Source organism: Acinetobacter pullicarnis (genome assembly GCF_006352475.1).
Taxonomy (GTDB): domain Bacteria; phylum Pseudomonadota; class Gammaproteobacteria; order Pseudomonadales; family Moraxellaceae; genus Acinetobacter; species Acinetobacter pullicarnis.
The window spans coordinates 1,940,181-1,952,920 of sequence record NZ_VCMZ01000001.1; the positions used below are offsets into that span (position 1 = coordinate 1,940,181).

The 12,740-nt window shown below is 41.0% G+C and carries 11 protein-coding genes; 9 read left to right on the forward strand and 2 right to left on the reverse strand.

Translation table 11 applies throughout. The features are described 5' to 3' along the window. Positions 1 to 390: 390 nt before the first annotated feature. Complete coding sequence (locus tag FD716_RS08550; protein ID WP_139851914.1) at positions 391 to 819, forward strand: RDD family protein; 429 nt, start codon at positions 391 to 393, stop codon at positions 817 to 819. A 112-nt stretch (positions 820 to 931) separates the two neighbouring features. Here FD716_RS08550 and FD716_RS08555 read toward each other — a convergent pair whose 3' ends face one another. Continuing rightward, on the reverse strand, positions 932 to 1,849 hold the full coding sequence (locus tag FD716_RS08555) for a DUF4349 domain-containing protein (protein ID WP_139851915.1): 918 nt from the start codon (positions 1,847 to 1,849) through the stop codon (positions 932 to 934). A gap of 177 nt (positions 1,850 to 2,026) precedes the next feature. Beyond that, the gene (locus tag FD716_RS08560) at positions 2,027 to 3,061 is read right to left on the reverse strand and encodes an AraC family transcriptional regulator (RefSeq protein ID WP_171477011.1); all 1,035 of its coding nucleotides are present in this window, start codon (positions 3,059 to 3,061) and stop codon (positions 2,027 to 2,029) included. Between the two features lie 165 nt (positions 3,062 to 3,226). Between FD716_RS08560 and FD716_RS08565 the strand changes: the two genes are divergently transcribed. The 8 genes from FD716_RS08565 (at position 3,227) to FD716_RS08600 (ending at position 12,675) form a co-directional block, all read left to right on the forward strand. After that, complete coding sequence (locus FD716_RS08565; RefSeq protein WP_139851916.1) at positions 3,227 to 3,997, forward strand: SDR family NAD(P)-dependent oxidoreductase; 771 nt, start codon at positions 3,227 to 3,229, stop codon at positions 3,995 to 3,997. A gap of 75 nt (positions 3,998 to 4,072) precedes the next feature. Beyond that, a complete protein-coding gene (locus FD716_RS08570) occupies positions 4,073 to 5,209 on the forward strand; it encodes an acyl-CoA dehydrogenase family protein (RefSeq protein ID WP_139851917.1) in 1,137 nt (378 codons plus the stop codon). A gap of 222 nt (positions 5,210 to 5,431) precedes the next feature. After that, a complete protein-coding gene (locus tag FD716_RS08575; protein WP_139851918.1) occupies positions 5,432 to 7,078 on the forward strand; it encodes an AMP-binding protein in 1,647 nt (548 codons plus the stop codon). 333 nt (positions 7,079 to 7,411) lie between these two features. Further along, entirely contained in the window at positions 7,412 to 9,478 is a 2,067-nt protein-coding gene (locus FD716_RS08580) for a hypothetical protein (RefSeq protein ID WP_139851919.1), read from the forward strand. Between the two features lie 215 nt (positions 9,479 to 9,693). Further along, the gene (locus FD716_RS08585; RefSeq protein ID WP_139853644.1) at positions 9,694 to 10,455 is read left to right on the forward strand and encodes a HesA/MoeB/ThiF family protein; all 762 of its coding nucleotides are present in this window, start codon (positions 9,694 to 9,696) and stop codon (positions 10,453 to 10,455) included. A gap of 72 nt (positions 10,456 to 10,527) precedes the next feature. Then, positions 10,528 to 11,826, forward strand: a complete 1,299-nt coding sequence (locus FD716_RS08590; protein WP_139851921.1) for an ABC1 kinase family protein — start codon at positions 10,528 to 10,530, stop codon at positions 11,824 to 11,826. A 56-nt stretch (positions 11,827 to 11,882) separates the two neighbouring features. Beyond that, positions 11,883 to 12,263, forward strand: coding sequence for a dihydroneopterin aldolase (folB, locus tag FD716_RS08595; protein ID WP_139851922.1), 381 nt, complete (start codon positions 11,883 to 11,885; stop codon positions 12,261 to 12,263). Then, positions 12,220 to 12,675, forward strand: coding sequence for a 2-amino-4-hydroxy-6-hydroxymethyldihydropteridine diphosphokinase (locus tag FD716_RS08600; RefSeq protein ID WP_139851923.1), 456 nt, complete (start codon positions 12,220 to 12,222; stop codon positions 12,673 to 12,675). Before folB ends, FD716_RS08600 begins: the two co-directional genes overlap by 44 nt. Positions 12,676 to 12,740 lie beyond the last annotated feature (65 nt).

The following is a 12,740-nucleotide window of genomic DNA, read 5'->3' on the forward strand; positions in this document are numbered from 1 at the left end:
CAATGCTTAGGTCAGGTTTTTTTATACTTACTTATATTACAAAAAAAATAGAAACATACTAAAATAACCACTCAGAAATATAAAAAAAGAGTGATGAGATGGATATCGTAAAGTTTATAAAAAGTTTCAATAAAATAGAGATTTACCTGACTTTTTCTGTGCTAATACTTATAGGACTTACGCTTTATCTTTATGTATTTAATGCAGTTGATATTTAGTCATTTAACTTAGGTGAAATAGCGGATAATTTTTTATTTTGTGCGCTATTTCCTATATGAGTGAATAGATCAAAGCAAGCTTTAAAGCATACAGATTGAGAGAGTACTGCTTAAAGGCGTATTTGAAATAAAGTTAGAGCAATGTAACTCAAATAATATTTAGGATTATGCCATGCCACAGTACTTTACTTATGCTGGTTTTTGGATTCGCTTCGCTGCAGCGCTGCTCGATAGCTTTTTATTTACGATCATGTTTATTCCATTTGCACTTGTCTTTGGACCAGACGACTATTTTACCAACGATACATTGGGTTTGACTGCCTTTGATGGCTTACAACAGTTGATTTCAGCCATAGTGTATATCGGCTTTTGGATGCAATTGTCAGCGACGCCTGGTAAGTTGCTACTTAACTTGAAAATTGTGGATGCTGAAACAGGTTCACCGATTAAATTGAGCCAAGCGATCATTCGTTATTTGGGCTATTTTATTTCAGCCATCATGTTTTGTCTGGGTTATTTTTGGATTCTCTTCGATGCCAAAAAACAGGCTTGGCACGATAAAATGGCTCGCACTGTGGTGGTTAGAGTGCATGATGAGTAAAACAAAGCGAAAACTGTAGTTAAGTCCGAACAGAAGCTTTTAGATTTAGCTCACCCAATGATTGAGCGACAATACATGGGTGAGCTAAAAGATAATCGCGAGCGTGCACGGATTACTTGTTGATTAAACGTTTCACGATTGGGTTGATGATTTTAAATAAAAGTATTGCGAGGATTAAGAATAAATAAAATGGCCAAATCGCAATTAAGAATATCAGGATATTGAGTACAAACTGCCAGCCTGTGATTACACTGTTGAGTGCGCTTTCCCAGAATCCATCACCATTTAAACGTGCCACTTCATTAATATCGATATCTAAACGTTCTCGTACGAGGGTTGGTTGACTGATACTGATCATGATCGTGCTATAACGCACCCGGTCTTGAACTTCTAGTTGGGTTAAACGTGCAATTTCATTGAGCTGTGGATTTTTGCTGTTGCTCGGAAGAGATTGAGTTTGAGCTATTTTTTCTTCGAGTAAGGTCAGCTCGTAGCGTTTGGCGGAGTACTGTTGTTGATTGAGGAAGAACATCAAGGGCAACAGTTGATTGACAAAGCTTGCTGCTTTTTCACTTGGAATGCGCAGCGTCATCTGTGCAATAGGATTTACTTTTTCAAAAACACGAATTTTTCCATCTGCAATTTTTTGTTTTTGTAAGTCGATGACATTAAAGTCGATATCTTTCTGTTCAACAAAACCCCCACTTTCAAGGGTTAACTTATCAATGGCCAAAGCTGTTTTGACCACATCTTGTGCACTAAAATCGATATGTGCTTGACGAACCATACGACGTCCCGCCTCAGCAGGGTTAATCACTGGGTTTAATATGGTTTCGGGTTTTTGTTCGGTAACAGCTGTCGTATTTACATCCGCAGCTTCAGGAGCCGCATCTGTATTTTCTGCCGTTTCCGTGATGGCTGTTTCTGTGGTTTTTTGTGTTGCTGTTTCATCGAGTGCACGATCTTCTCGCTTTGCACAACCCGCCAAAACCATGCAACTGACCAAGGCAATTAAAAATTTATTATTCATATAGATCTCAAAATATTGTGATGGTATTAGCACATCTAGATGCAGAATGTAGTCGAAGCATTATTATATAAAAAAGAGCAAAGCAGAATAAAAATGAGATAAATGCCATTTTAAAACAATGCATTGAAAATAGTATCGAGACAACACGCTGATCCGCGGCGGATAAAACCGGGTAAATTAGGGCGTGGTTAAGTTGCGATATGCGCCTGGACTGACCCCAGTCCATTTTTTAAAGGCACGATGAAAAGCACTGGCATCTTGGAAATTCAATTCATCACTAATTGTGAGTAAGCTTTTTTCAGATTTACTGAGTAGCTCAATCGCCGTGTCGCGACGAATATCATTTTTAAGTTGCTGGTAACTGACACCCTCTTGTTTTAATCGGCGTTGAATGGTGGCTTCTGACATATTTAAGCGTTGTGCCAAGGCGCTGAGTTCCATCCAATCTGCTGGGTGTACCTGCAACAAATGTTTGCGGATACGACTGCTCAAAGCATGTGGGTTGGTAAAGCGAATCAACAAATTTTGCGGTGTATCTTGGATAAATTGATGCCAAGTGCTTTGATCTTGTTTAATTTTAATCGCCAAACAATCGGCATCAAACACAATACGGTGCTCGGCTGCTTGATAATAGATTTTTTTGCAGAAGCGAATTTTATAATCCAAATCATCAACAGGTGCTTCACATTTGAGATGAATCGCGTGGATGACAATACGTTGCTCTGCTAACCAACAGATCAGTCCATGTAAAAGCATCAGATAGGTGGCATAACTAAACATGCGCTTCGGTTCAGCACGGTCTTCTAAAATCAATACCGCTTGGTCTTTTTCCAAAGCTAAGCGGCCATGAATGTCATCTAAGACCATATTCAGAAACTGTAGAATTTGTTGTAAGGCTTGTTTGATATTTTCCGCATGCATCACCATTCTAGAGAGCAATTGATAACTGCCACGGCGCATTGGATGCTGGTCCATGCCAAAGAATTCATCATTCATTTGATCTGCCAAGATAATCCAAAGCTGCGCATAGGCACTGACCGATACGCGGGCCTTATCTGACTGCAATAACTCAGTTGAAATATTGGCTTGTTCTAAAATCTGTGCTGTGTCTAACCCTTTGTTTTCTGCTGCAATCAGTGCCTCGCGGACCAAGGCAATGGAAATGGTGCCTTTGCTGTATTGCGGCTGTTGCAAGGGAATATCTAAGGGCATAGCAGTTTCATCACGGGAGAAAATTGACCAAAAACATCAACTAAGATGCAAGTTTTGGAAATTGTACCCAATCTAAACTCTGTTTACTCTTTATTTTAGTCATTGATGAAAAATAATAGACTGTGGATTCGCTTTAAATACCACATTCGAACTGAGGAAATTGCTATGAACGTTGCAGGGAAAGTTTTTATTATTACTGGTGGGGCATCCGGTTTAGGCGCTGCTACCGCAACACATCTACATGCACAAGGTGCGCGCGTGGTCATGCTGGATATGAATCAAGCATTGGGTTTGGCGTTACAGCAACAATTGGGTGCAAACAGTCAATTTTGTGCAGTAGATGTGACGGATGAAGCGCAAGTTGCTGCATTCTTTCAACAGCTTGAACAAGATTATGGACAACTCAATGGTCTGATTAACTGTGCGGGTATTGCGCCTTCTGCCAAGGTATTTGGTCGTAAAGGGTTGCATGAATTAGCCATGTTCCAAAAAGTGTTGAATATTAATGTTTCTGGAACATTTAACATGCTGCGCTTTGCTACAGCACTGATGTCGAAATATGAGCGTCAAGCGGGTGAGGAGGAACGTGGTGTGATCGTAAACACGGCCTCTGTCGCAGCTTATGATGGCCAAATTGGACAAGTGGCTTATGCCGCGTCTAAAGGCGCAATTGTATCGATGACACTGCCTTTGGCACGTGAATTATCACAGTATGCAATTCGTGTGATGACCATCGCGCCAGGGATTATGGAAACGCCAATGCTTAAAGGCATGCCGCAAAATGTACAAGATGCTTTAGGCGAAATGGTGCCATTTCCACCGCGCTTGGCCAAACCAGAAGAGTTTGCACAATTGGTTACTCAGATTTGTGAAAATGCCTATTTAAATGGTGAAGTGATTCGTTTGGATGGCGCGATCCGTATGGCGGCCAAATAATCAATCCCACAAAACAGTAAAAGTATAAACACCGTAAATGTCACATGCGTCTGAGCAGATACAAAAGGATAGGTCATGATTCTCAATGATGAACAACGAATGGTTCAGGATATGTTGCGTGATTTTTCGCAATCTCAATTAAAACCTACTGCTGCAGAACGTGATAAAAGCCATGCATTTCCAGCCCAAGAACTTAAAGCACTGGCTGAGTTGGGCACTTTAGGGATGACAGTTCCAGAAGAATGGGGCGGCACAGGTTTAAATGCAACCGCATTGGTGATTGCTCTTGAAGAAATTGCAGCAGCAGATGGCGCAATTTCAACCATTGTTAGTGTGCATAATTCCTTGCCTTGCGGCATTTTGTTGAAATATGGGACAGTGGCGCAAAAACAGAAATTCTTAACAAAATTAGCCAGTGGCGAATGGTTAGGCTGTTTTTGTCTGACTGAGCCAGAAGCTGGCTCTGATGCCAGTGCCTTGCGTTGCCGTGCTGTTCGCGATGGTGATGAATGGGTGATCACTGGCACCAAGCAATTTATTACCAGTGGTAAATATGCACAATTGGCATTGGTACTTGCCGTGACTGACCCCACAGCAGGTAAAAAAGGAATTTCTTGTTTCTTGGTGCCGACAGACAGTGACGGTTATGTGGTCTCGCGTCTCGAAGAAAAAATGGGACAACATTGCTCAGATACCGCCACGATCGTTTTTGATCAATGTCGCATTCCAGCTGAAAATCTGTTAGGTGCAGAAGGTGAAGGGTACAAAATTGCGCTATCGAATCTAGAGTCTGGGCGTATTGGTATTGCCGCACAATCGGTCGGGATGGCGCGTGCTGCACTTGATGCAGCGATTGAATATGCCAATCAGCGTAAAGCCTTTGGGGTTGAAATTGTGCAACATCAGGCCATTGCATTTCGTCTTGCCGATATGGCGACACAAGTGGAAGCCGCACGTCAGTTGATTTTCCACGCTGCCGCCTTAAAAGATGCAGGCTTAGCATGCCTCAAAGAAGCCTCTATGGCCAAGTTGTTTGCTTCAACCATGGCAGAGCGGATCTGTTCAGATGCAATTCAAATTCATGGTGGCTATGGTTATGTTTCAGATTTTCCAGTGGAACGTATTTATAGAGATGTGCGTGTAAGCCAAATCTATGAAGGGACATCTGATATTCAACGTTTGGTAATTGCAAGAGAAATCACCAAAGCCTAAAGCCTGAGCTAAAGATTGAAGCCATAAACAACTACCCAAAAGCAGCAATGCAATTGAAGTTTTTGGAAATTGAAGCATGCTGCTAGACATGATTATCTAGTGGCATGCAGTAAAACAAGTTCAATGAGTGAACTTTAAAATAAAATAGCCAGTTAGAGAAATGTACAGGCGTAGCGCAAAACGTCTTTAACGCCGTTAGATATAGAAAGGATGAGGATTGTCATGAAGACATTAGATCAGGCATATCAAGAATTTAATTATGAAGCATTAATTGAACAACAATTGGTTGGTTCGGAACAGTCCATTAATGCCTATGTCGAATGTTGTGCGCGCTATTTGGGCACTGCGCAAACGGCCTTGTTGTGGGAAGGCAAAAATGGCGAGTCGCAGCAGTGGAGCTTTGAACAACTGGCACAAGCTTCTGGAAAGTTAGCCAATTATTTTCAATCGATCGGTTTGAAAGCAGGGGATTGTATTGCAGGCTTGTTGCCACGCACCCCAGAACTATTAATTACGGTGTTGGCAACATGGCGTATTGGCGCCGTGTACCAACCTTTATTTACCGCATTTGAGTCGAAGTCGATCGAACATCGCATTGATACCGCAAATACACAAATGATCGTGAGTAATGCAGAGCAGGTGCAGAAACTAAATGGCATTCACTGCCCACATCAATTGGTGGTTTGCCCAGACCGTGCAAATGCGGCAACGCAAGTGGATTTTTGGGCGGAATTGGACAAACAATCGGCTGATTTTGAAGCAGTAATGCGCAGTTTTGAAGACCCATTCCTGATGATGTTTACCTCTGGCACCACGGGGCTCGCGAAGTCTGTGCCTGTAAAGCTGAAAGCAATACTGGCCTTTAAAGGGTATATGACCCATGCTGTCGATTTGCATGCCGACGACTCATTTTGGAATTTAGCCGATCCAGGTTGGGCGTATGGCTTGTATTACGGGATCACAGGACCGTTAAGCCTAGGCCACAGTATTATTATGGATGAAACCGGATTTAGCGTTGATCGTGCGATTGAGATTATGCAAAAGCATAAAGTCAATAATTTGATCGGCTCACCCACTGCCTACCGCATGTTCTTTGCCTATAAAGAAAAGTTTGATCAACAACTTAAACAGCAACTGCGGGTGGTGAGCAGTGCAGGGGAACCACTCACCCCAGAAGTGATCCACTGGTTTAAGCAGGACTTTAATGTGAATATTTTTGATCATTATGGTCAAACAGAGCTTGGTATGGTTATCGCCAATCATCATGCCTTGGCGCATCATAAAAAAGTAGGCTCGGCAGGTTTTGCGATCCCAGGGCATCGTTTTTGTGTATTGGATGAACAGCGTCAAGTATTGCCACAAGGTGGCATTGGAACCTTGGCGATTGACTGCTCAGCGTCACCGATGTTTTGGTTTGAAGGTTATGATGGCAATAACCGAAAATCCTTTGTGGGTCAGTATTACATCACCGGTGACACTGTTAAATTAAATGAATTCGGTGCAATTGATTTTGTCGGACGTGCTGATGATGTCATTACAACGTCAGGCTATCGTGTGGGGCCTTTTGATGTGGAAAGTACTTTATTAGAGTGTAATGAAGTGATTGAGTCTGCGGTGATCGGCAAACCTGACCCAGAACGTACTGAGATCGTCAAAGCATTTGTCGTACTGAAAAACCATGTTGTTGCATCTGAAGCATTGCAAAAACAGTTGCAAGCGTATGTCCGTTCACGTCTATCTAAACATGCTTATCCAAGGGAAATTGAATTTGTAGCAGCACTCCCTAAAACCTCAAGCGGTAAGATTCAACGTAATATTTTAAAGCAGCAAGAAATCACCAAGCTTGAAGCTTTATCTAAGGCCAGTTGATGCTGTATTATGATTTTACTTAAATAACATGTATGCTGCTTAAGTCTATTCTTGATTTGAAATACATCAGTCTGCAATGCTTTAAAAGTGTCAGGAATTAAAGTGGATATGTATTTAATTAGATGTGTTTAAAACATATAAAAAGACACTAAACAGTATTACAAGTTCCATAATTTGCACCCAAGAGGGTGCTTTTTAATAGCTTTAAGATAATATGTGTAAATTATTAACAGTGCTGCGCTAAAACTATTTAAATAAATAACAACAATATATTTCACATAATATAAGTAGAGGCGTAAAGTTTAAGTATCTAGTTTGAGGTGCTGAAAACTTATGAAAATCTACGAGATAAACCGTGATCAGCTATTTCACAGCAAAAATTTAGATGAATCTCTTTTAAAGGTTAATATATTAAATCAGCATAAATATGTTGCTTATGCCAATCAATTGATTTATACAAATGAAAATCCATTGCTTGGCTATAAATTCTTAGTGAAATTATATGAATCTCAACACGATGATCAACTCCTGCTGCTCAGCTTAGATGCAGCGATTCAAGTTGCTCAAGATGAATTTAAAGACAATCGTGAATTAAGAGATGCGCATGTTTCTGCTTTTTGGATTAAGAAAATCTATCTGCTTGCCCGTGAGAAAGCGTATCCAACAGCGCAATTGTTAAGTGAAATAGAACAAGGTTTTACAACTTTTATTAGCCATGATGAATCGCAGTTTTTAGATTTAGCTGAAATTGCTTATAGCCATCAAGATCTCCCGTTGGCGAAGAAAATCTTATTAAAACTGATTCGAGGAATTAACGACGATGTATTGGTTCAGCGTGGATTAATCCATTGGTATCACCGTTTTAGTAAAATACTCGGTGAGGGATATGTCGATGCTGATATGCAATATTATCAACTTATGATCGAAAGAAATTATGCCGATGAATTAAACATTGCTGCTGATCATTATTATCATACGGCTGTACGTTATATTGAGTCACGCTCAAGCGCTTATGATGGCTTTCATTTCGCTGGCACCTATCTTTATGAAAATGGCCAATATCCAGACGCAATCGCGTATTTTAAACAGGCGATTCAACGCAAAGTTGATGTACTGACTTGGCGTCGTTTAATTGAATCTGAATATCAGATCCAACAACCTATTGCAGCTGATGTTCCGCTTTTTCAGCTGAACTCTCCGCATCAGTTATATGCTGCAGCAGTTAATTTATATGAGTTTATTCAAGATCATGTAGCCGTCGCAGATCAGCCATTTTTTAATCGCTTACATGCTGAAATTTATCGGCAGACGTATCGAGCGTTTAGAGCATACTTTGAACAAAATCAATATGAAAGCGATCGCTCTTGCGACTATAAGCAGTTTGCAATGTGCTGTAATGATTATGCAATTGCATTAACCAAACTTGGTCACTACCAAGAGGCAGTACGTGTTTCGAGTGAAGGCTTACAGTACTCAGGTGGTATGGAATTACACTTCAGTCGAATTGATGCGTTATTAAAAGAAGCGAACTATGAAAATGCAGATCGCGCATTAAAGCAATATTTTTATCACTATAATGCCGAATCAGTACCTTATTATCTTCATCAGCTTCAGTTGTCTAATCAGGTGCTGGTTGATTATCATCAACACCGCAGAAATCAATTGCAACTCAAAGCAAATGTGTTGTTGTTGGGATTGTATGATCATAGTTTAGAGCAAGATGCGAATATTAAAGATGCAGATTATCGCAAGTTAAATACAGCAAAAACTAATCTTGAGAATACAATTTATGACTTAATTGAAGAGGATAATATTGATGAACGCATAAAATATTTTGAAGATATTTTGCAGGATTATCCAAATGAATCTCAACCCTATTATATGTTGATGCAAGAATATAATGAGGTTGGGCAATATGAAAAAATGAAACAAGCTGCTAAACATTATTTACGTAATAAAAAAGCATTTTTGTTGAGTAACACGGATAAAAATAAATCCCGTTATTTGATTTTAAAAAGCCATTTTTTATTGAATGAATATGTTGAAGGTGCAGCGTATTTTGAGCGTTATGAACACGATATTCAACACAGTATGGATGAGGAAGATCGTGTGCAACTCCTTGGCTATATGGTTCAAATCTATGCAAAATTGAATCAGGTTGAGCGTGTTGCAGGCTTTGTAAATTATATTGATCAAGTCTATGAAACCAATCAGTGGGATTATGATGACTTAATCGAAAGAATCTACCTTGCGCAAGCCGAAATGCTTTACCAAAAAGGTGATTTAAAACCAGCACATCAGTTGTTAAAAAAAGTGTTGGTCTATGTGGATCATGACCCGATCGCAATTGAATTTAAGCGTGAGTGGAAAAAACCAGGTTTACTTTCTTTGGTGTTCTAATCGGGGGGTGCCTTACTTGTCAGCGCGCAATGCGATTGCTAAGTGAGGCAAAGCCTTGTACAGCTCGGTTGAAACTTAGCGCATGATAGCCATCTAATCCCCGCCAAATCGACAGCTAAACGAATTTGTCTCTACAGATTCGCTAGCTACTCGATTTTATTTGTTTATAATTCGAAGTCGATTTTATTTTATAAATGATGTGGGAATACAACGTGATGGATCAGTTGGATACAGACCTTGAATTAAGTGATGAGGAAATGCACCTCTATAGCCGTCAAATCTTACTGGATGGCTGGGATCTTGATGCCCAAGAAAAGTTAAAACTTGCCAATGTGCTGATTGTCGGTTGCGGCGGAATCGGTTGTACCACAGCAGAATTGCTTGCTCGTGCAGGTGTGGGCAAGCTGAGTTTGATTGATGCTGATACAGTTGAAATCAGTAACTTACAACGTCAAATTGGCTATACTGCACAAGATGTTGGTTTTTATAAAGCCGAAGTTTTGGCCAAGCGTTTGCAGCAGATTAATCCTTTTATTGTGGTTGAATATTATAACCAGTCGCTCGATCAAACCAATGCAAGTACGCTAATCGCTGCGCAAGATTTGGTACTAGACGGTTGTGACAATTTTAGTACCCGTTATTTGGTCAATGCACTGTGTTGCCAACATCAAGTTGCCTTAATTAGTGCCTCCGCCATTGGTTTTCAAGGTCAGTTATTTATGCAGGAAGGTGATTCTGCCTGTTATGCCTGCCTGTTCCCCAAAGACGACCAGCCCAATGAGAGCCTACGTTGTGCCGATTCTGGCGTATTGGCAACCACACCGAATGTCATGGCCAGTCTACAAGCACATCATGCATTGATTTATTTAGGGCTAGGGCGCACACCACTCAAACAAAAGCTATTGTTATGGGATGGTCTAAGCATGCAACAGCGGCTGATTGCTTTTGATAAAGACGATGAATGTCCATTCTGTTAGTCAAGATCGTCCTGTATCGCTCATTTATTTGTTAAACTGCATTCATTTGCGTGTGTATGTGTATAAGACCCTATGAAAAAAAATATCTTATTTGATGGCCTGCGTTCTATTGCACGGATTGGTGAAACTGCAGTAATTGCAGCCAAAGCGGGCGTTAAGTACGCGACCGAAAAACCGAGCAATGCCAAATTAATGCGCGAAACCTTTGAGTCTCTCGGCTCAACTTATATTAAGCTGGGGCAGTTCATTGCCAGTACCCCGTCTTTATTTCCACGCGAATATGTTGAAGAATTTCAAGGCTGTTTGGATCAAACCCCATCTTTGCCTTTTAGCTATGTGCAAAAAGTGCTTGATGCCGAATTTGCTGGGCGCGATTTAACTGAAATTTTTGCCTCAATTGAACAGACCCCATTGGCTTCCGCTTCGATTGCGCAAGTGCATGCAGCGAAATTGGTCAGTGGCGAAGATGTGGTATTAAAAATACAAAAGCCTGGCGTTGAAACCATTTTATATACCGATCTCAGTGTGTTGCACTGGGCGACTAAAATATTCGAAAAAGCCGTGCCCAAAGTAAAATTTGCCTCACTTGCCGATATCGTCGACGAAATTAAAACCCGCATGGTACGTGAAGTCGATTTCATTGAAGAAGCACAGAATATTGAAGAATTTGTTGAATATTTAAATGCGACACACAATCAAGCAGCAACTGCACCGAAGGTCTATCCGCAGTATTCAACCCGCAAAGTATTGACCATGCAACGCTTGTATGGCGTGCCATTAACTGACTTTGATGTGGTGAAACAACATGCCAAAGATCCATCACAGGTTTTAATTACGGCGATGAATACTTGGTTCGGCAGTTTGATGATGTGTAAAAGCTTCCATGCAGATTTACATGCAGGCAATCTTATGTTGCTCGAAGACGGCCGCATTGGTTTTATTGATTTTGGGATTGTCGGGCAGCTGAATCCTGAGGTTTGGACCGCATGTATTGGCTTTATGGATGCCTTACAGCACACAGACTATACCCGTATGGCTGAAAGCATGTTGAAAATGGGGATGACGGATAAGCAAATTGATACCCAAGTTTTGGCAGCAGACTTAGAGCGCTTGTTTAGTGGGGCACTTGTGGCTGATCCACAGAAGTTGCTTTCGTCAAATCCAGCCGATTTAAATGACATTATGATGGATATGGTTGCTGTGGGGGAGCGTCATGGCATTCGTTTCCCGCGTGATTTTGCCCTGTTGTTTAAACAAATGTTGTATTTTGATCGGTTTATGCGCGTTCTCGCACCTTATACCGATATTTATGCTGACCAACGTTTGCAAATGGTGCAGAATTTAGAACCTGCACAATTGTTCAAACATTAATACGTTCAGTTGAATGCTGAAAAGCTTGAGTTAAACGATCAAATCAGGGATCAGTGATGGACGCAATTATTATCGAAGGGCTGAAGGTTGATACTGTGGTGGGGGTGTTTGCTTGGGAAAGGCAAATTATTCAACCACTTTCAATTGATTTAACCATTGCCACATGCTTAGAAAAAGTTGCCCATTCTGATGCCTTAGAGGATACCTTAAACTATGTGGAACTCTGCGATATCACCGCAGTGACCATTCAACAAGCCAAACCGAACATGTTGGAACATGCTGCACAATTGGTGATCGAAGCCTTGTTTGATCATTTTGCTGCAATCGAATCGATTCAGATCACGATTCGTAAACCCGCCATTATTGCGCAAGCACAAGCTGTAGGAATTCGCCTTGAACGCCACCGAAATGATATTCGCGCTCGCACTGGCGAGTAATCTCGATCCCGAAAAGCATTTTCATGTTGCCATTGGTCAATTGCAGAAGTTAGGCATGGTGGCATTTTCTGCGATTTATAAAATTCCGTGTCGTGATGCAGTAGGTGCGGACTATTGGAATGCTGCCTGCTTAATTCGGAGTCGGGTACCACTTGAGCAAGTCGAAATTTTACTGAAAAAACTTGAAGCAGACAGTGGTCGAGTCCGACCTTCGCACCATATCAGTTTAGATGTTGATCTGATTGCTTGGGGCGAAGATTTAAACAATATGCAGTTTAATTCGAAAAAAATGCCCTTGCCAATCGATGTCAAAATACCCATGCAAGAATTGTGGCCACATGCGTTATTTAGTCACCCAGCACATCACTATCCGGTGGTGTATTTAGACGATTGCTTCTCTGACGTGGGTTAGGCGCACCCGCACATCACCTCAATCAATCTCTACACTCAACATTCTCTTTGCATCTGCTTAAGCAG